General features: G+C 72.7%; 24 protein-coding genes. 13 read left to right on the top strand and 11 right to left on the bottom strand.

Translation table 11 applies throughout. The features are described 5' to 3' along the window. Window positions 1-42 precede the first annotated feature (42 nt). From ABD296_RS10130 to ABD296_RS10120, 3 genes are read right to left on the bottom strand one after another with little or no spacing between them, the layout of a single operon-like run. On the bottom strand, window positions 43-414 hold the full coding sequence (locus tag ABD296_RS10130; protein ID WP_344264017.1) for a VOC family protein: 372 nt from the start codon (window positions 412-414) through the stop codon (window positions 43-45). Continuing rightward, entirely contained in the window at window positions 411-761 is a 351-nt protein-coding gene (locus tag ABD296_RS10125; protein ID WP_344264015.1) for an ATP-binding protein, read from the bottom strand. The genes ABD296_RS10130 and ABD296_RS10125 overlap by 4 nt, the downstream gene beginning before the upstream one ends. 5 nt (window positions 762-766) lie before the next feature. Then, entirely contained in the window at window positions 767-916 is a 150-nt protein-coding gene (locus tag ABD296_RS10120; RefSeq protein ID WP_344264013.1) for a hypothetical protein, read from the bottom strand. Between the two features lie 143 nt (window positions 917-1,059). Here ABD296_RS10120 and ABD296_RS10115 point away from each other — a divergent pair, with 143 nt between their 5' ends. Both ABD296_RS10115 and ABD296_RS10110 read left to right on the top strand, forming a co-directional pair. Beyond that, window positions 1,060-1,914: a helix-turn-helix domain-containing protein gene (locus ABD296_RS10115; protein WP_344264011.1), complete on the top strand. Its 855-nt coding sequence runs from the start codon at window positions 1,060-1,062 to the stop codon at window positions 1,912-1,914. Continuing rightward, complete coding sequence (locus ABD296_RS10110; protein WP_344264009.1) at window positions 1,911-2,108, top strand: DUF397 domain-containing protein; 198 nt, start codon at window positions 1,911-1,913, stop codon at window positions 2,106-2,108. The genes ABD296_RS10115 and ABD296_RS10110 overlap by 4 nt, the downstream gene beginning before the upstream one ends. Window positions 2,109-2,132: 24 nt before the next feature. Here ABD296_RS10110 and ABD296_RS10105 read toward each other — a convergent pair whose 3' ends face one another. Beyond that, the gene (locus ABD296_RS10105; protein WP_344264007.1) at window positions 2,133-2,840 is read right to left on the bottom strand and encodes a helix-turn-helix transcriptional regulator; all 708 of its coding nucleotides are present in this window, start codon (window positions 2,838-2,840) and stop codon (window positions 2,133-2,135) included. A gap of 84 nt (window positions 2,841-2,924) precedes the next feature. On the opposite strand from ABD296_RS10105, the gene ABD296_RS10100 reads away from it, so the two are divergent. From ABD296_RS10100 to ABD296_RS10090, 3 genes are read left to right on the top strand one after another with little or no spacing between them, the layout of a single operon-like run. Continuing rightward, complete coding sequence (locus ABD296_RS10100; protein WP_344264005.1) at window positions 2,925-3,719, top strand: ABC transporter ATP-binding protein; 795 nt, start codon at window positions 2,925-2,927, stop codon at window positions 3,717-3,719. Between the two features lie 8 nt (window positions 3,720-3,727). After that, complete coding sequence (locus tag ABD296_RS10095) at window positions 3,728-4,489, top strand: ABC transporter permease (RefSeq protein WP_344264003.1); 762 nt, start codon at window positions 3,728-3,730, stop codon at window positions 4,487-4,489. A 34-nt stretch (window positions 4,490-4,523) separates the two neighbouring features. Continuing rightward, on the top strand, window positions 4,524-5,303 hold the full coding sequence (locus tag ABD296_RS10090; protein ID WP_344264001.1) for a MerR family transcriptional regulator: 780 nt from the start codon (window positions 4,524-4,526) through the stop codon (window positions 5,301-5,303). Between the two features lie 4 nt (window positions 5,304-5,307). On the opposite strand, the gene ABD296_RS10085 is transcribed toward ABD296_RS10090, so the two are convergent. After that, complete coding sequence (locus ABD296_RS10085) at window positions 5,308-6,264, bottom strand: alpha/beta fold hydrolase (protein WP_344263999.1); 957 nt, start codon at window positions 6,262-6,264, stop codon at window positions 5,308-5,310. Window positions 6,265-6,451: 187 nt separating this feature from the next. Between ABD296_RS10085 and ABD296_RS10080 the strand changes: the two genes are divergently transcribed. Together ABD296_RS10080 and ABD296_RS10075 are read left to right on the top strand one after the other, a co-directional pair. Next, on the top strand, window positions 6,452-7,240 hold the full coding sequence (locus tag ABD296_RS10080) for a 3-hydroxybutyrate dehydrogenase (protein WP_344263997.1): 789 nt from the start codon (window positions 6,452-6,454) through the stop codon (window positions 7,238-7,240). Between the two features lie 11 nt (window positions 7,241-7,251). Continuing rightward, window positions 7,252-9,135: a helix-turn-helix domain-containing protein gene (locus tag ABD296_RS10075; protein ID WP_344263994.1), complete on the top strand. Its 1,884-nt coding sequence runs from the start codon at window positions 7,252-7,254 to the stop codon at window positions 9,133-9,135. A 61-nt stretch (window positions 9,136-9,196) separates the two neighbouring features. Here ABD296_RS10075 and ABD296_RS10070 read toward each other — a convergent pair whose 3' ends face one another. From ABD296_RS10070 to ABD296_RS10050, 5 genes are all read right to left on the bottom strand, one after another. After that, complete coding sequence (locus ABD296_RS10070; RefSeq protein ID WP_344263992.1) at window positions 9,197-10,180, bottom strand: branched-chain amino acid ABC transporter permease; 984 nt, start codon at window positions 10,178-10,180, stop codon at window positions 9,197-9,199. A 79-nt stretch (window positions 10,181-10,259) separates the two neighbouring features. Continuing rightward, window positions 10,260-11,120 carry a branched-chain amino acid ABC transporter permease gene (locus tag ABD296_RS10065; protein ID WP_344263990.1) on the bottom strand — a complete coding sequence of 287 codons (861 nt, stop codon included), beginning with the start codon at window positions 11,118-11,120 and terminating at the stop codon, window positions 10,260-10,262. A 12-nt stretch (window positions 11,121-11,132) separates the two neighbouring features. Further along, complete coding sequence (locus ABD296_RS10060) at window positions 11,133-12,371, bottom strand: ABC transporter substrate-binding protein (RefSeq protein ID WP_344263988.1); 1,239 nt, start codon at window positions 12,369-12,371, stop codon at window positions 11,133-11,135. A 30-nt stretch (window positions 12,372-12,401) separates the two neighbouring features. Then, on the bottom strand, window positions 12,402-13,094 hold the full coding sequence (locus ABD296_RS10055) for an ABC transporter ATP-binding protein (protein WP_344263986.1): 693 nt from the start codon (window positions 13,092-13,094) through the stop codon (window positions 12,402-12,404). Next, a complete protein-coding gene (locus tag ABD296_RS10050; protein WP_344263984.1) occupies window positions 13,081-13,866 on the bottom strand; it encodes an ABC transporter ATP-binding protein in 786 nt (261 codons plus the stop codon). Before ABD296_RS10050 ends, ABD296_RS10055 begins: the two co-directional genes overlap by 14 nt. A gap of 285 nt (window positions 13,867-14,151) precedes the next feature. Between ABD296_RS10050 and ABD296_RS10045 the strand changes: the two genes are divergently transcribed. Then, on the top strand, window positions 14,152-15,477 hold the full coding sequence (locus ABD296_RS10045; RefSeq protein WP_344263982.1) for a tannase/feruloyl esterase family alpha/beta hydrolase: 1,326 nt from the start codon (window positions 14,152-14,154) through the stop codon (window positions 15,475-15,477). Between the two features lie 29 nt (window positions 15,478-15,506). Here the strand turns inward: ABD296_RS10045 and ABD296_RS10040 are convergent, their stop codons facing one another. Then, a complete protein-coding gene (locus ABD296_RS10040; protein WP_344263980.1) occupies window positions 15,507-16,532 on the bottom strand; it encodes a PHP domain-containing protein in 1,026 nt (341 codons plus the stop codon). An 83-nt stretch (window positions 16,533-16,615) separates the two neighbouring features. Here ABD296_RS10040 and ABD296_RS10035 point away from each other — a divergent pair, with 83 nt between their 5' ends. The 5 genes from ABD296_RS10035 to ABD296_RS10015 all read left to right on the top strand — a co-directional run bounded on the left by ABD296_RS10035 (window position 16,616) and on the right by ABD296_RS10015 (window position 22,147). After that, entirely contained in the window at window positions 16,616-17,929 is a 1,314-nt protein-coding gene (locus ABD296_RS10035; protein ID WP_344263977.1) for a sensor histidine kinase, read from the top strand. Beyond that, window positions 17,926-18,591, top strand: coding sequence for a response regulator transcription factor (locus ABD296_RS10030; protein WP_344263975.1), 666 nt, complete (start codon window positions 17,926-17,928; stop codon window positions 18,589-18,591). The genes ABD296_RS10035 and ABD296_RS10030 overlap by 4 nt, the downstream gene beginning before the upstream one ends. Window positions 18,592-18,732: 141 nt before the next feature. Next, window positions 18,733-19,704: an alpha/beta hydrolase gene (locus tag ABD296_RS10025; RefSeq protein ID WP_344263973.1), complete on the top strand. Its 972-nt coding sequence runs from the start codon at window positions 18,733-18,735 to the stop codon at window positions 19,702-19,704. 143 nt (window positions 19,705-19,847) lie between these two features. Then, a complete protein-coding gene (locus ABD296_RS10020; RefSeq protein WP_344263971.1) occupies window positions 19,848-20,870 on the top strand; it encodes an alpha/beta hydrolase in 1,023 nt (340 codons plus the stop codon). Window positions 20,871-20,899: 29 nt separating this feature from the next. After that, the gene (locus tag ABD296_RS10015; RefSeq protein WP_407061464.1) at window positions 20,900-22,147 is read left to right on the top strand and encodes a PucR family transcriptional regulator; all 1,248 of its coding nucleotides are present in this window, start codon (window positions 20,900-20,902) and stop codon (window positions 22,145-22,147) included. Window positions 22,148-22,168 lie beyond the last annotated feature (21 nt).

Here is a 22,168-nt window from a genome sequence, read left to right as displayed (position 1 = left end):
GGGCCCCGGGCGCGCGCCCGGGGCCCTTCGTCGCGTCCGCGGTCAGGACGCCGGCGGCCTGAAGACGCCGAACCGGTTGCCGGACGGGTCCTCCAGGTAGGCGAACGTGAGGCCGTTCGGCGTGGTCAGGGCGGGCATCGCGACCTTGCCGCCGCACCGCACGGTCTGCTCGCAGACGGCGTCGACGTCCTCGACCAGCACCAGGAACATCGCGTGATTGCGGGACGCGTCCGGCTCGTGCGAGACGCCCCCGCTGGGCGCCTCGGCGCCCGGGTAGCTGATCAGGTCGTAGCCGCCGTCGGGGTCGCCTCCGAACTTCCAGCCGAACATCTCGCCGTAGAAGCGCCGGGCCTCCTCCGGGGCGTCGGTGCCGACCTGGAACCAGGTGACGGTGTTGAACGCGGGAACGGTCATCGGTCTCCTCCTTCGAACGCTGTGGGCACCAGCGTCGAGGAGCCCCGCGACAGCCCCCTGTCGGTGTTTCCGAACAGGATCCGGCCGACCGACGGAAACTCCGCCCACACGACGGTGCGGGGCCCGTCCGGCCGGAATCCCCAGCCGCGCGTCAGGGCGTCCACGATCCGCAGCCCGCGCCCGCTCTCGGCGCCGGTCTCCCCCTTGAGCCGCGGACGCCGGCCGCCCGCACCGTCGTCGGCGACCTCCAGGCGCAGGCAATCGCTCCCGGCCAGCAGGCTGACCGTCACCTGTCCGCCATCGCCCGAGGCCGTGTGGGTGACGGCGTTGCAGACGAGCTCGCTCACGACCGTCACCAGTCCAGGCCCGGATGGTCCGAGGGCAGCATGTCCCGCACGAACCGCCGCGCGTGCCCGACCGACCTCCGAGCGCCCGGAAGCGTCAGCGCGCCCACCACGACCGGCACGCCGGGGCCCGTCCCTCTGTTCTCGGGCGCTCCCATTCGCGCCTCCCCTCGATTCGGAAACGCCCACACCTTCGCCGCCCGACGCGTCCGCCGTATCGCCTCTGAACGTTTCCCGACTGAACGTTCAACCGGCCACCGTTCCGTATACAGGCCGCCACACTCGGTGACATCGTTGACGGATGCGCTCCGGTCACGCCCCCACCGTCCGCCAGCGCCTGATCGGCTCGGCGCTCCGCAAAGCCCGCGACCGCCACAACCTGACCGTCGCCACCGTGGCCCGCCGCTTCGGCCGCTCCCAGGGCTGGATGAGCATGGTCGAGAACGGCCTCCAGGCCATCGCCCCCGACGAACTCAGCGACCTCCTCGACCTCTACGGCATCGAAGACGGCCCCCTCCGCCAGTCCCTCCTCCACCTCGCCACCCACCAACCGGGCACCTGGGTACGAGAACGAGTAGGCCGAATCTCGGCCGCCGCTCTGGACCTGGCGAGCCTCGAAGAAGACGCCTCCAAGATCCGTACCTTCCAGCCCAGCATCATCCCGGGGCTGCTCCAGATTCCCGCCTACGCAGCGAAGCTCATGGCCGTCGGCCCCGCCAAGGACTCACGCGCCGCCAGAACATTGGTCGAATTCCGAATGTCCCGGCAGCAAGTGCTGAGCCGTCCCGATCCGCCCCAGTACATACCGGTCATCGCGGAGACGGTCCTCGGCAACCAGGTCGGCTGCGATCCCGCAATCCTGCGCGCGCAGATACGACGGCTGACGGAAGTCGCCCGGCTTGAGCACGTGGACCTGCGCATTCTTCCCAGCACGGCCAGCGAATACCTCTCGCTCATCACCCCCTGCCATCTCATCTCTTTGCGCCCGCCTGGGCAGCTCACCGTGACCGTGGGCGACCGCTACAACGAAAGCATCTTCGTGGAGGACGAGGACGAAGTCGCATCGCACGAGGAGATCTTCAATCTGCTGCTCTCAGCGACCCTGAGCAGATCCGCTTCGCTAGATCTCATCGACGAGATAGCGTCGCAATCATGAACACCCTCGGACCGTCCCAAGCCCACTGGCGCAAGAGCAGCCACAGCGGCGGCGACGAAGGCGAGTGCGTCGAGATCGGCGACCTCGACGGGCACATCGGCGTCCGCGACAGCAAGGACCCCGCTGCCGGGCACCTCACCCTCACCCACCGCGACTTCGCCGCTCTCCTGGCCGACCTGGTGGCGCGGGACTGATCAGAGCGGTTCGCCGTTACGCGGTCAGACGAATTCGAGGGGGCGGACGACGTAGTCGGGCGGGACGTCGTCGTGCATGGCGTCGACGGCGCGTTCGGGGGCGGTCTCCTCCAGCAGGGCGGCGCGGCGGACGCGGTCGGTACGGAAGATGCGGCGGCCGCCCCGCTTCCGGCACCAGGCGGTCAGGTACCAGCCCTTGCTCGACGCGGTGAACGAGACGGGCTCGACGTCGCGTTCGGTCTCGGCGCCCGTCCGGTCGATGTAGGTGAGGCGCACCACCCGGCGGGTCACGACGGCCTCCTCCAGCACGGCGGGCACCGAGGACGGCTCGCCGGCGTCCGGCGGGCCGAGGAAGCGGACGCGGGCGGCGAGCTCGCGGGCCGAGGCGCTGTCGTCCGCCGACATCGCCGCGACGATCTTGTGCAGGGCGGTGCGGGCGGACCGGGAGTACGGTGAGCCGCCCGCCCGGGACAGGGTGATCGCGACGGCGACGGCCTCGGCGGGGGTGAAGTTCAGCGGCGGCAGGGTGCGGCTCTTGTCCAGGGTGTAGCCGCCGCCCCGGCCGACGTCCGCGAAGATCGGCACGCCGGCCTGCTGGAGCGCGCCGATGTCGCGCTCGACGGTGCGGACGCTCACCTCGTAGCGGGCGGCCAGCTCGCGGGCGCTGACCCGGCGCGGCGCGCAGGCCCGCAGCTCCTCCACCAGGGCGTACAAACGGTCGGTGCGGTTCACGCCGCGACAGTACGCGGCGCCTCCGACATTCCCGCGCGATGCGGGCTTGACCCTGACGCAGCGTCAACCCTCCATGCTGCCGCCATGAGCAACCCCGGTCAGGGCGAGGGGCCTGCGATCCGCGTGCAGGGCCTGGAGAAGTCGTACAAGGAGCTGCGCGTGCTGCGCGGCGTGGACCTCGACGTGGAGCGGGGTTGCGTCTTCGCTCTGCTGGGCTCGAACGGGGCGGGCAAGACCACGGTGGTGAGGATCCTGTCCACGCTGCTCAAGGCCGACGCGGGGACGGCCCGGGTCAACGGCTTCGACGTCGCGGCGCAGGCCGCCGGCGTGCGCGCGTCCATCAGCCTCACCGGGCAGTTCGCCGCGGTCGACGGAATCCTCAGCGGGCGGGAGAACCTCGTTCTGGTCGCCCGGCTGAGGCATCTGAAGGATCCCGGCGCGGTCGCCGACGGCCTGCTGAGCCGCTTCGCGCTGACCGAGGCGGGCGGCCGGAAGGCGGCGACGTACTCCGGCGGCATGCGCCGCCGCCTGGACATCGCGATGAGCCTCATCGGGAACCCGCCCGTCGTCTTCCTGGACGAGCCGACGGCCGGGCTGGACCCGAAGGCGCGCATCGAGGTGTGGCAGGCCGTCGAGGAGCTCGCCGAGGGCGGCACGACCGTGCTGCTCACCACCCAGGACCTGGCGGAGGCCGAACGGCTCGCCGGCCGGATCGCGATCCTGCACCGGGGCCGGATCATCGTCGACGACACCCTGGCCGGGCTCAGGCGGCTGCTGCCGCCCGCCAAGGTCGAATACGTCGAGAAGCAGCCGTCCCTGGAGGAGGTCTTCTTCGCGGTCGTCGGCGAGGACGCCGGTACCGGGTCGGACGAGGAGTAGGAGCAGCAATGGCCACGCATTTCCTGGGCGACACCGCCGTCCTCACAGGGCGGACCATGCGCCACGTCACCCGCAGCCTGGACACCGTCATCACGACCGCGATCACGCCGATCGGCATCATGCTGCTGTTCGTCTACGTGTTCGGCGGCGCGATCGACACCGGCACGGTCCCGTCCGTGGACTACATGCTTCCCGGCATCCTGCTCATCACCATCGCGTCGGGCATCTCCTACACCGCGCTCCGGCTCTTCACGGACATGCGGGGCGGGATCTTCGAGCGGTTCCAGTCCATGCCGATCGCCCGGTCGGGCGTGCTCTGGGCGCACGTGCTGACCTCGCTGGCCGCCAACGCGGTCTCGGTCGCGGCCGTCGTCGGCGCCGCCCTCCTCATGGGCTTCCGGTCGGGCGCCGGCGTGCCGGCCTGGCTGGCGATCGCCGGCATCCTCGTCCTGTTCACGCTCGCGCTGACCTGGGTCGCCGTCATCCCCGGCCTCACTGCGAAGAGCGTGGACGGCGCGGGCGCGTTCTCCTACCCGCTCGTCTTCCTGCCGTTCGTCAGCTCGGCCTTCGCGCCGACCGGCACCATGCCCGGCCCGGTGCGCGCGTTCGCCCAGCACCAGCCGGTGACCTCCATCGTCGACACGATCCGCGCCCTGCTCCTGCAGCGACCGGTCGGCACCGGCATCTGGACCGCGCTCGCCTGGTGCGCCGGCATCCTCGTCGCCGCCTACGCCTGCGCCGTCATCTGCTACCGCCGCAGGATCTCCTGAACCGGCGCCGGGCGAGTCGGGGCAGGATCAGAGCATGCTGACGATCGGTCAACTGGCCGCGTATGCCGGCGTGACGGTGCGGGCGGTGCGGCACTACCACCAGATCGGGCTGCTGCCCGAGCCGGAGCGGGACGCCTCGGGTTACCGGCGGTACCGCGCGACGGCGGTCGTGTCCCTCGTCAAGATCCGCACCCTCGCCGACGCCGGCGTGCCGCTGTCGCGGATCGGTCACATGCTCGAAGCCGACGCCCCGGCCTTCGCCGAAGCGGTCCGGCGGATCGACGGCCGCCTGCGCGACGAGATCGAACGGCTCGAGACCAGCCGGGAGCAGATCGCGCGGCTCGCCGCCGGGGACGGCCTGGTGCTCCCGCCGGAGGTGGTCTCCTATCTCGACCGGCTCCGGGAGCTCGGGGTGTCGGAGCGGATCGTGGAGGGCGAGCGGGACGGGTGGATCCTCGTCGCGGCCCGCTGGCCCGATCACGTCCGCGAGTTCATGCCGGGGAAGATCGCGCAGCTCGACGACCCGCGGATCGTCCGGCTCTACCGGGTCCTGTCGGAGGTCTTCGAGAGCGACGCGGGGCGCGGCCCCCTCCTGGAGGAGGCCGCCGACATCATGGCCGGCCTGGCCGAGCAGGCGTACGCCGCCGGCCAGGCCGACCCCGGCGGCAAGGCGGGCGACGATCTGCTGCTGGACCTCCTGGAGGCGCTCGCGCTCGAGTCCGATCCGCGGGCGCGGCGGATGGTGGAGCTGATGCGCGAACGCGGCTGGAACGGCTGGACCCGACTGGAACGCCTGCCCGGCCCTCCCGGCTGACCTGCTAGAGGGCGCGGAGGAAGCCGATCAGGGCGTCGTTCACCTCGGTGGGGCGCTCCTGCTGCACCCAGTGGCCGCATTCGGGCAGCACGACGATGGACTGCAGGTTCGGCACGAAGTCGCTCATGCGGTCGAGGGCCTTGCGGGCGCCGGGGAACGCCAGGACGGCGTCCCGGTCACCGGCGACGAAGAGCGCGGGCGGGCTGATCGGGGCGCGGTGCCAGGCCGCGGTGAGCTCCCAGTTGCGGTCGAGGTTGCGGTACCAGTTGACGGGCCCGGTGAAGCCGCTGTCGGCGTACTCGGCGACGTACGTCGCGATGTCGTCCTTGGTGAACCAGTCCGGCAGTTCGGCGGGCTCCGGGAGGATGTCGAGGAATCCGCCGCCCTCCGGGATGATCGGCACATGCGCCGGCGCCTGCCCGGACGCGGCGTACAGCGACCGCCGGAACGTGGTGGCCGGGTCGCGCTCGAACTCCGCCTCCGGGACGCCCGGCTGCTGGAAGTACACCATGTAGAAGCCTTCGCCGAGCGTCTCGCGCATGACCCGGACGGGCGGGCGCGAACTGCGCGGGCGGTGCGGCACCGACATGCCGACGACCCCTCGGACCTTGTCGGGACGCAGTTGCGCCGTGTGCCACGCGACGGGGGCGCCCCAGTCGTGCCCGACCACGACGGCGCGGCCGCCGCCGAGCGCCTCGATCAGGCCGACGACGTCCCCGACCAGGTGCAGGATCGAGTACTCGCCGGCCTCCGCGGGACCGCCCGTGCGGGCGTAGCCGCGCTGGTCGGGCGCCACGGCGTGGTACCCGGCTTCGGCGAGGGCGACGAGCTGGTGGCGCCAGGAGTACCAGCATTCGGGGAACCCGTGCAGCAGCAGGACGAGCGGCCCCTCGCCCGCCTCGGCGACGTGCATGCGCAGGCCGCTCTGGGACTCGACGTGGCGATGCGTGATCTCGGTCATCGGAACCTTCTGGACGGTGAGGCGACCGGGCGGGGCCAACGGTAGCCCCTGCCGAAGATCATCGCGCAAGGAGGCGGGACCCCGGGACACGGAACGGGCGGCTGTAAGCCTCGTCCATACTGTTCGTCATGGGATTGTGTGTCGGGCCCACATGGGAGGCCGTGGCGGCGCTCCGTAGGTTCTGCCCATGACGAGCGTGACACCCCGGCCCGCCGCCTGGAACGCCGAGGCGCCGGACCTGTCGGGGAAGCGGGCCCTGGTCACCGGCGGCGCGAGCGGTATCGGGCGCGCCTGCGCCGGGCTGCTGGCCGGGGCCGGCGCCCGGGTGGTCGTCGCCGACGTGGACGGCGAGGCGGCGCGCCGGACGGCTGAGGAGATCGGCGGGGTCCCGCTGCTCGCCGACCTCTCCGACGTCGACCGGCTGGACGGGATCGCCGCGGGCACCGACATCCTGGTCAACAACGCCGGCGTCCAGCACGTGGCGCCCGTCCACGAGTTCCCGCCGGAGATGTTCGCGCGGATCCTGCGGCTGATGGTGGAGGCGCCGTTCCGGCTCGTCCGCGAGGCGCTTCCTGGCATGTACGAGCGGGGCTGGGGACGGATCATCAACATCTCCTCCGTGCACGGGCTGCGGGCGTCGCCGTTCAAGTCGGCTTATGTGACGGCCAAGCACGGGCTTGAGGGGCTCTCCAAGGTGATCGCTCTGGAGGGCGCCGCGCACGGGGTGACGTCCAACTGCGTCAACCCGTCCTATGTGCGGACGCCACTGGTGGAGGGCCAGATAGCCGACCAGGCGCGCGCGCACGGCATGGCCCCGGACGAGGTCGTCGAGCGCGTCATGCTGGAGCATTCGGCGGTGAAGCGGCTGATCGAGCCCGAAGAGGTCGCCGCGCTGGTCGGCTACCTGTGCTCGCCGGCCGCGTCGATGGTGACCGGCGCGTCCCTCGCCCTCGACGGCGGCTGGACGGCGCACTGACAATGGCCCGTATGTCCTGCGGCGTCTTCCTCGAACTGCTCGCCCGCGAGGCGTCCCCCGTCGAGTTCGAGGGGCCGCTGGTGCAGGCGCGGGCCCAGGGCGCGCCGGCGGCCGTGCTGGCGGAGCTGGAGGCGGCGAAGCTCGCCGCGCTGCGGGTCCGCGCCGTCATGCGTCGGCACGCCCGCCGGGAGGCGGAGCTGGCGGCGCTGTTCGACACCGCGGGCGACCTCGCCGGGCTCCGCGACCTGGACGCGGTGCTGGAGGCGATCACGCGGCGCGCCCGGCGGCTGCTGAACGCCGACATCGCGTACCTGACGCTCAACGACGACGAGCGCGGCGAGACCTACATGCGGGTCACCGACGGGTCGGTGTCGGCGGCGTTCCGGCGGCTGCGGCTTCCGATGGGCACGGGCCTGGTGGGCCTGGTCGCGCAGACGGCGATGCCGTACACGAGCGCGCACTACCTCGGCGACGAGCAGTTCCGGCACCGCGGGTTCATCGACTCGGCGGTGGCCGAGGAGGGCATCGTCGCGATCCTCGGCGTGCCGATGCGGCTGGGCAGCCGCGTGATCGGCGTGCTGACGGCCGCGAACCGCAGCGAGCGCCCGTTCGACCAGGAGGAGGTCGCGCTGCTCGGCTCGCTGGCGGCGCACGCGGCGGTCGCGATCGACAACGCCCGCCTCCTGGAGGAGACGCAGACGGCGTTGGAGGAGCTGAGCGCCGCCAACGAGGTCATCAAGGCGCGCAGCGCGGCCGTCGAGCAGGCGGCGCGCGCGCACGACCGGATGACCGCGGTGGTCGTGCGGGGCGGCGGCGTCGAGGACGTCGGGGCGGTCGTCACCGAGCTGCTGGGCGGCACCCTGCACGTCCTGGACGCCGACGGCCGGCACCTGGCCACGACGGGCGCCGTGTCGGCATCGTTGAGCGATGAGGAGCTGTCCGGCGTGATGGCGTCGGCGCACTCTGCGCGCGCGCAGGGACGCACCGTCCGGCGCGGGGACCTGTGGATCGCCTCTGTGACGACCGGCGACGAGATGCTCGGCACGCTGGTGCTGCGCACCGCCGACGAGGTGTCCGGCGAGGACCAGCGCATCCTGGAGCGGGCCGCGCTCGTGACCGCGCTGCTGCTGCTGTTCCAGCGCAGCGTGACCGAGGCGGAGGGCCGCGTCCGCGGCGAGCTGCTCGACGACCTGCTGTCGGGCCGGCGCACCGACGCCGACACGCTGATCGTCCGGGCCAGGCGGGTGGACGTCGACCTGAACGCGCCGCACGTGCTGCTGTGCGCGCGGTACGAGTCGCACGACCACCGGCAGCGCGCCGCCTTCTGGGCGTCGTCGTTCGCGGCGGTCGAGCGCGGTCTGGCCGCCTCGCGCGGCGACGAGATCGTCCTGCTGCTGCCGGGCGAGCGGGCGGGCGACGCGGCGCGCCGGGTCGCCAAGGAGCTGGGCGCATCGCTCGGCCGCCCGGCGACCGTCGGCGCGGCGGGGCCGGTGCGGGGGCCGTCGAACATCGCGGCCGCGCACACCGAGGCGCGGCGCTGCGCGGACGCGCTGCTCGCCCTCGGCCGCCGCGGGGACGGCGCCGGCGCGTCCGAGCTGGGCTTCGTCGGCCTGCTCATCGGCGACGCGCGGGACGTCCCGGGGTTCCTCACCGGCACGATCGGGCCCGTCCTGGACTACGACGAGCGGCGCGGCACGGCGCTCGTGCAGACGCTGGACGCCTACTTCGGCACGGGCGGCAGCCTGTCCCGGACGGCCGAGCGCCTGCACATCCACGTCAACACCGTCAGCCAGCGCCTGGACCGCATCGCCCGCCTGCTGGGCGACGACTGGCAGTCGCCCGAACGCGCCCTGGAACTCCAACTGGCCCTCCGCCTGCACCGCCTCTCTCGTTGACTTGCGGCGAGTCGTCGTTATGCGCGGCCGCATAACGACGACTCGCCGCAAGTCAACGTGGTCAGACGGGGGTGGTGATCTTGGCGGGGGCCGGGTCGGGGCGGCGGTTCGCCGTGCGCTTCTTCAGGAGGGTGTGGGCGGTGCCCCAGACGCCGCGGCGGAACACCAGGACCACGACGATGAAGATCGCGCCGGTGATGATCCCGGTCTCCTGGAAGCCGGCCGTGGCGAGGTAGTCGTTCAGCTCCACGATCAGCGCGGCGCCGATCGCGCCGCCCCAGAGAGTGCCGATGCCGCCGAGGACGACCATCATCACGGCCTGCCCGGAGGTCGTCCAGTAGACGCCGTCCAGGGACGCGAAGCCGTGGCCGATGGCGAACAGTCCGCCGCCCAGCCCGGACAGTGCCGCGGACAGCACGAACGCCAGCAGCTTGTAGCGGTCGATGCTGTACCCCAGCGCGCGCGCACGCGCCGGGTTGTCGCGGATGGACACCAGTACGCGGCCGAACGGCGACCGGACGATCCGCCACGCGACGAACAGGCCCGCGAGGATGAACGGCAGTCCCGCGTAGTAGAAGAAGAACGGGTCGGACAGGTCGGCGCCGAAGAAGTCCCTCGGGATGCCCTGCAGGCCGTTCTCGCCGCCGGTGACGTCGCGCCACTGGTTGGCGACGAAGTACACCATCTGCGCGAACGCGAGGGTGACCATCGCGAAGTAGATGCCGCGCAGCCGGATGGACAGGTAGCCGATAGGGACGGCCAGCACGGCGGAGAACGCCGCGCCGCCCAGGATCGCGACCGGGAACGGCAGCCCGGAGTGCACGGCGATCAGGCCCGTCGCGTAGGCGGCGGACCCCCAGAACGCGGCATGGCCGAACGACAGCAGCCCGGTGAAGCCGAGCAGCAGGTCCACGGCCGCGGCGAACAGCGCCCAGCAGGCGATGTCCAGCGCGACCGGCGGGTAGACGAACCACGGCAGCACGAGCGCCGCGACGAGACCGGCGGCCAGCAGGACGGGCCGTCCGGCGAGCCTCGACAACACCATCACTGTGCCCCTTCGGTAATCACTGCGCCTCTTCAGTAATCACAGGTCCTCTTCAGTAATCACAAGGCCTCTTCGGTAATCACAGGGCCTCCTCGCGGCCGAACAGGCCGGCCGGGCGCCACAGCAGCACGGCCGCCATCAGGATGAACACCAGCGTCTGCGACAGCGACGGCACGTAGTAGTTGCCGAGCGCCGAGACGATCCCGACCGCGAACCCGGCGGCCACCGACCCGAACACCGACCCGAGCCCGCCGATCACCACCACGGCGAACACCGTGATGATCAGGTCCGAGCCCATCAGCGGGTTGACCGCCCGCATCGGCGCGGCCAGCACGCCGGCGAACCCGGCGAGCGCGACGCCGAACCCGAACACCGGCGTCACCCAGCGGGCGACGTCGATGCCGAGCGCGCGGGTCAGCTCGGGCCGCTCGGTCGCCGCCCGGACGATCATGCCGACGCGGGTGCGGGTCAGCACGACCCACACCGCCCCGCACACCACGACCGACACCGCCAGCACGAACACCTGGTAGGCGGGGTACTCGAACAGGCCGAGGTCGATGGAGCCGCCCAGCGCGGACGGGCGCGGGTACGGCTGCGACTGCACGCCGTACTCCCGCTTGACCAAGTCCTGCAGGATCAGCGCGAGCCCGAAGGTGAACAGGAAGTTGTAGAGCGGGTCGAGCGACGCCAAGCGGCGGATGAACAGCCGCTCCAGCACCGTCCCGGCCACGCCCAGCACGATCGGGACGAGCGGCAGCGCGACCCAGAAGTTCACGCCCCACGAGTCGAGCAGGACGTAGGAGCCGAACGCGCCGAGCATGTAGAACGCGCCGTGCGCGAAGTTGACCACGCCGAGCATCCCGAAGATGACCGACAGGCCGAGGGCGAGCAGGGCGTAGAACGCCCCGCCCACCAGGCCGTTGAACGCCTGTTGCAGCACGCCGGCCCCGCCTTACAGCTTGCAGGCGGGGTCGGGCTGCTGGAACGCCTGCGCCGCCGGGATCGTCTTGAGGATCTTCTCGTAGTCCCAGGGCTCCTTGACCTCGCTGGACGGCTTCACCTGCGCGATGTAGGCGTCGTGGAGGAGGAGGTGGTCCTGGGCGCGGATGGTGCCGGTCGAGGTGAACACGTCGTCGACCTTGTGGCCTTCGAGCTGCTTCACCACGCCGTCGGACTTGTCGGTGCCGCCGCGCTGCACCGCCTCCAGGTACTGCAGGGCCGCGGAGTAGTCGGCGGCGTGCACCGCCGTCGGGCGCTTGCCGGTCTTGGCCTGGAACTTGTCGGCCCAGGCGCGGTTGCCCTGGTTGGCGTTCCAGTACCAGAAGTCGGTGAAGCGCGTCCCGGCCAGGGCGTCCGGGCCGAGCGAGTGGATGTCGGTGATGAACATCAGGCCCGTGGCCAGGCCGACACCCTTGTCCCGCAGCTTGTACTCGTTGTACTGCTTCACCAGGTTGACGAGGTCGCCGCCCGCCTGCATGGCGCCGAGCACCTGCGGCTTGGGCTTGAGCCCGGGAGCCTTCAGCAGGAACGTGGAGAAGTTGTCGTTCGGGAACGGCGTCGGGTCGGACTTGACGACGGTGCCGCCGGTGTCCTTCACCGCCGCGGTGAACGTCTTCTGCATGTCCTGGCCGAACGCGTAGTCCGGGTAGACGATGTACCAGTTCTTCGAGCCGTCCTTGGTGACCTCGCTACCGGTCCCGTGGGCCAGCATGTAGCTGTTGTAGCCGTAGTGGAAGGTGTACTTGTTGCACTGCTTGCCTTCCAGCGCGGTGGACGCGGCGCCGACGTCGATGAACAGCTTCTTCTTGTTCTTGGCGACGGTCGCGACGGCGAGGGCCGCCGACGAGGTCGGCACGTCCACGATGAGGTCGGCCTTCTGCCGGTCGTACAGTTCCTGCGCCTTGGAGTTCGCCACGTCGGGCTTGTTCTGGTGGTCGGCGGAGACCACCTCGACCTTCTTCGCGACGGCCTTGCCGCCGTACTTGGCCTTGTAGTCGGCGACGGCCATCCTCACCGCCTCGACGGCGTTCTTGCCCGACAGGTCGGCGTAGACGCCGGACTGGTCGGTGAGGACGGCCAGCACGACCTTGCCGTCGCTGATCTTTCCCCCGCCCCCGCCGGGTCCGCCCGCGCAGCCGGCCAGCAGCGCTCCGGCGGTGGCGAGCGCCGCCGAACGTCGCACAAGTGTCATGGGGGTCTCCCTGCTGTTCCGAGGTGGTTCTTAGATTCCGAGGTATTCGAGGAGCTCGCCCTCGCGGGCGAGGACCTCGTCGTTGTCCAGCGACTCCACGACGCGGCCCTCCGCGAGCAGGTGGTGGCGGTCGGCCACGGTCGCGGCGAAGTGCACGTTCTGCTCGATGAGCAGGACCGTGACGCCGGCCGCCTTGACCTCGCGCAGGATGTCGCCGATCTGCTGGACGATCAGCGGCGACAGGCCCTCGGTGGGCTCGTCGCACAGCAGCAGCCGGGCGCCGGTGCGCAGCACCCGGGCGAGCGCGAGCATCTGCTGCTCGCCGCCCGACAGCTTCGTCCCGGGGAAGCGGCGCCGCTCCCGCAGCCGCGGGAACGTCTCGTACACCCGCTCCAGCGACCACGGTTCCGGGCCCATCGCCACAGGAAGGGTGAGGTTCTCCTCGACCGACAGCGTGGCGAAGATGCCGCGGTCGTCCGGAACGTAGCCGAGGCCGCGGCGGGCCCTCTTGTGCGGGCCGAGCGCGGTGATGTCCTCGTCCAGGAACCCGATCGTCCCCTTGGCGTCCTTGTGCAGGCCCATCAGGCAGCGCAGGAGGGTGGTCTTGCCCGCGCCGTTGCGCCCGACCAGGGTGACGATCTCGCCCTTGTCGACCCGCAGGGACACGTCCCGCAGCGCCTGCGCTTCGCCGTACCAGGCCGACAGTCCGTCAATGCGCAGCATTGGAGTCTCCGAGGTAGGCGGTGACGACGCGCGGGTCGCGGCGGATCTCGGCGTAGGGGCCCTCGACGAGCACCCGGCCCTGCTGGAGGACGGTGACGCGGTCGGCGAGGCTGGAGACGACGCTCATGTTGTGCTCCACCATCACGACGGTCAGCGATCCGCCGGCGGCCTCCCGGACCCGCCGGACGAGCTGGACGGTGCGCTCGACGTCCTCCATGCCCATCCCGGCTGTCGGCTCGTCCAGCAGCAGCACCTTCGGGTCCAGCGCGAGGGCCAGCGCCAGTTCCAGCGCGCGCTTGCGGCCGTAGGCGAGCGCGCCGGCGGGCGTCTCGCCGTGGCCGTCCAGACCGACCTGTTCGAGCAGCTCGGCGGCGCGGCCGGAGAAGCGGCCGAGCGCCTTGTCCGACCGCCAGAACCGCCAGCCGAGCCCGGTCCGGCCGGCCAGCGCCAGCTCGACGTGCTGGAGCGGGGTGAGCTCGGCGAACAGGCTGGTGATCTGGAACGACCGGGCCAGCCCGAGCCGCGCGACGTGCTCGGGCCGCCGGCCGGCGAGCTCGTGCGGGCCGAGCCGCACGCTGCCCTCCGTCGGCTTCAGGAACCCGGTGAGCAGGTTGAACAGCGTGGTCTTGCCCGCGCCGTTCGGCCCGACCAGCGCGTGCACCGAGCCCTCCGCGACGTCCAGGTCGACGCCGTCCACGGCCCGGAAGCCGCGGAACTCCCTCACCAGGCCGCGCGCCGCCAGAACCGGGGCCTCCGGGACGGGACCGGCCATGCGCCCTCCTCTCGTTCCTCAGTGGTCTTCGACGTGATCAGTGACCCGGACCACACCGGGCCGCCGTGACCGGGAACGCTAAATCCCGTCCGGAGGGCGGACCATGTGAGCCGCCCCCACATTCCGGTGGCCCGATAAGGGCGTGACCCACATCACATGCAGGTCACGGCGGTCGGCACATGCCGCCGCCCCCGGATATGTGGGCCGCGCACGTGGCCGCGCTCACGCCGGCTCACGACCATGACGGCACCCGTCCCCGCCCCGGGGACCGCCGAAGGAGCCGGAATGCCGAAAGTCCGCAGCCTCCTGACCACCGCCCTCCTGACCGGCACCGCGCTCGGTGCCGCGGTCCCGGCCCCGGCCCGGGCGCAGGCCCGGGACTGCGCCCCGCGCGCGACGGTCCCGGGCGCGCAGAAGCAGGTGGCGGCCTGCCTCAGCGACCTCACCACCGCGGGGACGGCCGCGTCCGGCCACACCGTCCCCGCCGACTGGGCGGGCCTGCAGTCCACCGCCACGAAGAACCCGGCGCACGTCCCGGGCGTCCAGATCGACGGCTACTTCCCGGACACCTCGACGTCCAACACGAACAACGGCTGGAACCACGACGCCCAGTTCGTCATCCGGCTACCGGAGCACTGGACGGGCGGCCTCGTCGTCGCCGGCTCGCCCGGCAACCGGCGCCAGTACGCCAACGACTTCACCATCTCCGACTGGGCGCTCGCCAAGGGCTACGCCTACGCCGCCACCGACAAGGGCAACAGCGGCACGGAGTTCTACCAGGACGGGAAGCGCCCCGGCGACGCGATGGTCGAATGGAACGACCGGCTCACCCAGCTCACCCGCGCCGCCAAGAAGACGGTGGCCCGCCACTACGGCCGCTCACCCCGCCGCACCTACGCCGCAGGCATTTCCAACGGCGGCTACCTCGTCCGCTGGCAGTTGGAGAACCATCCCGAGCTGTACGACGGCGGCATCGACGCCGAAGGCACGCTGTGGCGTACGGACGGGCCGAACCTGTTCACGTACCTGCCGTCGATCCTGCGCGCCTACCCGTCGTACGCGGCGACCGGCGACCCGTCCGCCCACAAGGCGCTCCTCGACGCCGGCCTCGCCCCCGGCTCGGAGTTCCTCTGGCCCTTCCACGACCAGGTCTACTGGAACCTCACCCAGACCATCTACCGCAAGGAGTTCGACCCGTCCTACACCGGTGACGAGGCGGACTACGACTACGCGGCGCGCCCGCGCTCCGTCCACGAGGCGGTCGCCCGCGTCGCCCTGACCGGCCGTATCCGCAAGCCGCTCATCACCCTGCAGGGCACCTACGACTCGCTCCTGCCGATCGGCACCGACTCCGACGTCTACGCCAAGATGGTCCGCGCGCGCGGCTCCGCGCTCTACCGCTACTACCGCGTAGAGGCCGCCAACCACGTCGACGGCCTCTACGACACCTATCCCGACAGGCTCCGTCCGCTGCTGCCCTGCATGCGCAGCGCGTTCACGGCCCTGGAGTCGTGGACGACGCGCCACCAGTCCCCGCCCGGAAGCGCCACGCTCCCCCGTCCGGCGACCGGCGACCTCGTCAACACGTGCTCGCTGGAAGCCTCGTCCTGAGGTCGTTCAGGCGCGGAAGTAGGGGCCGGTCAGGCGCCGCTAGTCCAGGTGAGGAGGGCCTCGGCCGGGAGGGTGTTGACCACCCGGTCGGCCGGGACGCCGCAGCGGGCCGCGCGCTCGCAGCCGAAGTGCTGCCAGTCGAGCTGGCCAGGAGCGTGCGCGTCGGAGTCGATCGAGAAGCGGCAGCCGGCCTCGACCGCGAGGCGCAGCAGCCGCTTGGGCGGGTCGAGGCGCTCCGGACGCGAGTTGATCTCCACGGCGACGTCGTAGGCCGCGCACGCGTCGAAGACGAGCGCGGCGTCGAACTCCGACTCGGGACGCAGCCCGCCGCGCTTCCCGCCCGCCTTGACGATCCGTCCGGTGCAGTGGCCGAGGACGTTCACGCGGGGGTTCGCGACGGCGGCGACCATGCGTTTCGTCATGGCGACGCGGTCCATGCGGAGCTTGGAGTGGACGCTCGCGACGACGACGTCCAGCCGGTCCAGCAGATCCGGGTCCTGGTCGAGGGCGCCGTCGTCGAGGATGTCGACCTCGATGCCGGTGAGGATCCGGAACGGCGCGAGCCGCTCGTTCAGCTCGGCGACGACGTCCAGCTGGCGGCGGAGGCGGTCGGCGGACAGGCCGTTCGCGACCTTCAGGCGGGGCGAGTGGTCGGTGAGCGCGAGGTACTCGTGGCCGAGCGAGCGGGCCGTCTCGGCCATCTCCTGGATCGGCGAACCGCCGTCCGACCAGTCGCTGTGGGTGTGCAGGTCGCCGCGCAGGGCCGAGCGCAGCGCGGCGGTCGCCCCGTCCAGCGGCTCGCCCTCGGTGGCCTCCAGCCGGCGCAGGTAGACGGGGGTCTCCCCGCGCAGCGCCTCCTCGATCACCAGGGCGGTGACCTTGCCGATCCCGGGCAGCTCCGTCAGCGTGCCCGCGCGCGCCCGCTCCCGCAGCTCGTCCGGGGACGCCGCCTCCACCAGATCGGCGGCCTTGCGGAACGCCCGGACGCGATAGGTCGGCTCATGCGCGCGCTCCAGCAGGAACGCGATGCGCCGCAGCGCTTCGACGGGCTCCACGCCCAGCACGCTACCCAGGTATGACGGCGGTGTCGCACCGCGGTGTCATCCGGGTCCGGTCGCGGTGTCTCTAGCCTGGGCACATGGCCGGGCAGAACACCGACGACGCGTCTTCGGCGCCGAACAGCCTGCTGAAGGGCGTCCTCGCCGCGGCCGTGACCGGCGAGGCCGATCCCGTGCCGCCGGACCGCCCGTGGCCGGCGCCGCTGCGCTGGACGCGGATCCTCGGGATCGGGCGGCTGCCGTACGGCCTGGTCGTCAACGTGGTCGGCATCGGCCTGACGATCGCGCTCGCCGCCGGGACGAACTCGCTGCTGGCCACCCCGCAGCCGGCGCGGCCGGGCGTGCACATCGAGGCGTTCGTACGGCTGGTGGTGTCGATCGCGGTCACGCTGCCGCTGGCGCTGCGCGACCGGCATCCGCTCGGGGCGTGGCGGCTGAGCTTCGTGGCGATGGCGATCATCCCGGCGGACCGGTGGCTGACCGTCCCCTACCTCCCGGCGGGGACGTTCGCCGCGATCGTGTGCCTCTACACGGTCGCGGTGCGGTGCTCGCGGGACATCACCATCGGGGTCGGCCTGCTCTCGCTGGCCGGGGTATGGATCAAGGACACCCAGACCGCGGGCGGCGCGACCGTCGTGCTGCTGCTCGCCCTGGTCGTCGGATACGCCCTCCGCCTGCGCAACACCGCGCGGACGCAGCTGGCCGAGCAGCGGCGCGAGCTGATCGAGCAGGAGAAGCGCCACCAGGCGGCGGAGGCGGTGCTGACCGAGCGCCAGCGGATCGCGCGGGAGCTGCACGACGTGGTGGCGCACCACATGTCGATGATCGCGATCCAGGCGGAGGCCGCGCCGTACAAGGTCGAGACCGTCCCCGACGAGACCCGCAGGGACCTGTCGGAGATCCGCGCGACGGCGCTGGACGCGCTGACCGAGATGCGGCGGATCCTCGGCGTGCTGCGCTCGGAGGACGGCGTCGAGACCGCGCCGCAGCCGAGCCTGGAGCGGCTGGACGAGCTGGTCGCGAACGCGCGCGGCGCCGGGCTGACCGTCTCGACGCGGCTCGCCGGCGACCTGGACGGGCTGCCGCCGGGCGTCGGGCTCACCGCGTACCGGATCCTCCAGGAGGCGCTGAGCAACGCGATGCGGCACGCGCCCGGATCGAGGGTGGAGGTCGCGGCGGTCCGGGAGGACGGCATACTGCGGCTCGGCGTCGTCAACGGCCCGCAGGGCGACGGCCACCTCCCGACCCCCTCCCCTGAGGGGACCGGCCACGGGCTGGTGGGGATGCGCGAGCGGGCGTCGATGCTGGGCGGCGACGTGTCCGCCCGGCCCACCCCGGACGGAGGTTTCGCCGTGAACGCCACCCTTCCGGTGAAGGCGCGGGCCGCGTCGTGACCGTGCGCGTGGTGATCGTCGACGACCAGGGCATGGTGCGCACCGGCTTCGGGGTGCTGCTGAACGCCCAGCCCGACATCGAGGTCGTCGGGGAGGCGGTGAACGGCGAGGAGGGGCTGCGCCGCGTCGCCGAGCTGCGGCCCGACGTCGTCCTGATGGACGTGCGGATGCCGGTGATGGACGGCCTGGAGGCCACCCGCCGGCTCCTCGGCGGGGACGGCGGCGCCGCGCCGAAGATCCTCATGCTGACCACGTTCGACCTGGACGACTACGTCTACGAGGCGCTGCGCGCCGGGGCCAGCGGGTTCCTGCTGAAGGACGCGTCGGCGGCTGAACTGGCGGACGCGGTGCGGATCGTGGCGGCGGGCGACGCGCTGCTGTCCCCGTCGATCACCCGGCGGCTGATCGCGGAGTTCTCCCGGCTGGGCGGGCCGCGGGCGCCGTCCCGCAAGCGGCTGGAGGACCTGACCGAGCGGGAGACCGAGGTGCTCGGCCTGGTGGCGCGGGGCCTGTCGAACGGGGAGATCGCGGCGAAGCTGGTCGTCGCGGAGCAGACCGTGAAGACGCACTTCGGGCGGGTCCTGATGAAGCTCGGGCTGCGCGACCGGCCGCAGGCGATCGTGTACGCCTACGAGGTCGGCCTGGTCCGGCCCGGCGACTGACGCCCGACGGCCGCCTCCTAAGTAGCGCGCGTAGTACCGGGGACCGACGCCGCAAGACCGCACCGCCGGTTGATCCGCGCTACGGCGTCCGGTTCCTAGCGTCCTGGTCAGTGCTTCACCCACTGACCAGGAAGGACCCCGATGAGCAGCGGTCACCCGGCTCCCGGCCGGCGCACCAGGGCGGTGGTGGCGGTCGCGGTGCTGGCGGTGGTCGCCTCGACGACCGCGGCGGCCGGGCGCGCCGAGGTGTACGCGGCGCCCGCCCCGCTTCCCGCCCTGTCGGCCGCGGCGCTGAACGCCCGGTACCAGGCGGTGGACGCGGAGATCGTCCGGGCGCGGGCGACGGCGCTGCGGGTCCGCGACCGCGACCGGGCGCGGGCCCTGTCGGCGTTCCTGGCGCCCGGCCGCCGGTTCCTGGCGTTCGACGCGCGCGGCCGCGGCCAGGCCGTCGAGATCCTCGGCGACCTGGCGGCCGCCGACCGGATCGCGGTCGTGGTGCCGGGCGCCGACACCGCGCTCACCACCTTCGACTCGCCGAAGTTCGTCGGCGGCGGCAGCCGCGCCCTGTACCGGCAGGCCCGCGCGGACGCCCCGGGCGAGCGGATCGCCGTGATCGCCTGGCTCGGCTACCAGGCGCCGCGGACGCTGAGCCCCGACGTGCTGACCAGCGGCCGCGCCGCCGCCGGCGCCCGCGCGCTCGGCCGGTTCCTCACCGGCGACCACCAGGTCAACGGGCGCGCCCGGATCGCCCTGCTCTGCCACAGCTACGGGTCGGTGGTCTGCGGGAAGGCCGCCCGGCGTCCGGCGGCGGCGCCGGTCGACGAGATCGCGCTGTTCGGCAGCCCCGGCGTCACCGCGCGCCGGGCGTCCGACCTCGGCGCCTCCGCCCGCGTCTGGGCGGGCCGGGCCGACGGCGACTGGATGGAGTACGTGCCGAACGTCCGCTTCGCCGGGATCGGCTTCGGCGCGGACCCGGCCTCCCCCGGATTCGGCGCGCGGCGCTTCGACGCCGGGACCGGCCCGCACAGCGCCTACTTGAAGCCCGGCACGGTCGCGCTCCGCAATCTCGCGCTGATCGCGCTCGGCCGCGACGCGCAGGTCACCCGCGCCTGACCCGGCCCCGCCCCTCGGGCGCCACGCCCGGTCGGCCGCCGGCCCGAACCCGGCCCCGCACCCGCGCATCTCACCAGGGACCTCCCGATCACGGGAGCCCGGCCGGGAACCGCCGGCGCCCCCGGATGGTAGAAAGAGCGAAGATGCCGCCGCCACGCAAGACGACCTCGGGGGGCGCCCGACGGCTACGACGGGCGCTGGCCTGCGCCGTCTCCATCTCGGCCCTCATGCTCACCACCGCGGGGACCGGGCACGCCGACCCCTACGCGCCGCCCGCCTCCGTCCCCTCGCTGGCGCCGTCGACGCTGGACGTCCGCTACGCCGCCGAGCACCGCTCGATCGAGAGAGCACTGCGGACGGCCAGGAACGTCGGCGACCAGGGCCGGGCCCGCGCGCTCAGCGCGTTCCTCGACCCGGGACGCCGGTTCCTGTACTTCGACCCGCGCGGCGGCGGACGGGCCGTCGAGGTCGTCGGCGATCTCGCGCACGCGCGGCGCGTCGCGGTGCTGGTGCCGGGCGCCGACACCACGCTGACGGCGTTCGACACGCGGGGCGGCAAGCCCTGGTCGACGCCGGGCGGCGGGGCGCGGGCCGTCCAGGCCGAGGCCCGCTCGCTCGCCGCCGACCCCGGGCTGGCCGTCGTGGCGTGGCTCGGATACGCCGCGCCCAAGACCTTCAGCGGCGACGTCCTGACCGGCCGGCGCGCCGACGAGGGCGCGCACAAGCTGCTGGACTTCCTGACCGCCATGCGCCGGGTGAACCCCCGCGCAGGCGTCGCGCTGCTCTGCCACAGCTACGGCTCGGTCGTGTGCGGGCGCGCCGCGCTCGACGACCACGGCACCGGCGGCGCGGCCGCCGCGTGGCGGCAGGTCACCGACATCGCCCTGTTCGGCAGCCCCGGCACGACCGCCTGGAAGGCCGCCGACCTGAGCCGCACCGCCCGCGTCTGGGCGGGGCGCGGCGCGACCGACTGGATGGAGGACGTCCCGCACGTCCGCATCCTCGGCCTCGGGCTCGGGCCCGATCCGGTCTCCCGCGGCTTCGGCGCCCGGGTGTTCGCCGCGGGCTCCGGCGGCCACAGCGACTACCTGCGGCCGGACTCGCTCGCGCTGCGCGACCTCACCGGGATCGCCCTCGGCGACGCCGCCTCCGTCGTCCGCGGCTGACCGGAGAGTCCGAAAGGCCACTCCCCCGGGTGAGTCCTGAGCCCGATCGCCCACGCGAGGACGGATCATCTCCGGTTCGGTGGCACTCTGGGGAGGTGGACACCGCAAGCGAGGCCGAGATCCGCGAGCAGACCACCCAGCGCCTGGAGAAGGCGATGGGCACATTCGGCACCGCGGCGCTGAGCAGCATGGAGGAGCAGCTCCCCTGGTTCCGGCGGATGCCGCCGGACCAGCGCTCCTGGATCGGGCTGGTCGCGCAGGCGGGCATCGCCGCGTTCGTCGAGTGGTTCAAGAGCAACGAGCGGACCCGGCCCGCCATCGCCGGCGAGGTGTTCGGCACCGCGCCCCGCGAGCTGCTGCGCTCCATCAAGCTGCACCACACCATCGACATGATCCGGGTGATCATCGACGTGGTGGAGACCCGGCTGGACGAGCTGGCCGCGCCCGGCGGCGAGACCCAGCTCCGCGAGGCCATCCTGCGCTACACCCGGGACGTGGCGTTCGGCGCCGCGCAGGTGTACGCGCGCGCCGCCGAGACCCGCGCCGCCTGGGACGCCCGGCTGGAGGCCCTCGTCGTCAACGCGGTGCTGCGCGGCGAGGTCGACGACGGCATGCACTCCTGGGCCGCGGCGCTCGGCTGGACGTCCAAGCCCGTCACGGTGATCGCCGGGTACACCCCCGAGGACGAGGAGCCCGAGGTCACCATCGACCAGATGCAGCTCGCGGCCCGGCGCGCCCGCGCCGACGTGCTGGCCGGCGTGCACGGGCACCGGGTCATCGTGATCGTCGGCGGGGACGCCGACCCGATGGAGGCGGCCCGCCCGGTCGCCGCCAAGTGCGGCCCCGGCCCCGTCGTCGTCGGTCCGCAGGTCAGCGACCTGTACGACTCCACCAAGTCCGCGCAGGCCGCGGTCGCCGGGCTGCGCGCCGCCGCCGGCTGGCCCGACGCGCCGCGCCCCGTCCAGGCCACCGAGCTGCTGCCCGAGCGGGCCCTCGACGGCGACGGCGAGGCGCGCCGGTACCTGGTGGAGGGCGTCTACAACCCGATGCTCGCCGCCGGCGCCCCGCTGCTGGACACCCTCGCCACGTACCTGGAGCAGGGGTCGTCGCTGGAGGCGACCGCCCGGCTGCTGTTCGTGCACCCCAACACCGTCCGCTACCGGCTGCGCCGCGTCACCGAGCTGACCGGCCTCGCGCCCACGGACGGGCGCAACGCGTTCACGCTCCGCATCGCCCTGGTCCTGGGCCGCTTCGCCGCCCGCCCGCCCCGGGCATAGCGGCTTGTAGGGGTCGTACAA

This window comes from Actinomadura napierensis (assembly GCF_039529375.1).
GTDB lineage: Bacteria > Actinomycetota > Actinomycetes > Streptosporangiales > Streptosporangiaceae > Spirillospora > Spirillospora napierensis.
This window is presented reverse-complemented; position numbering and strand designations above follow the sequence as displayed.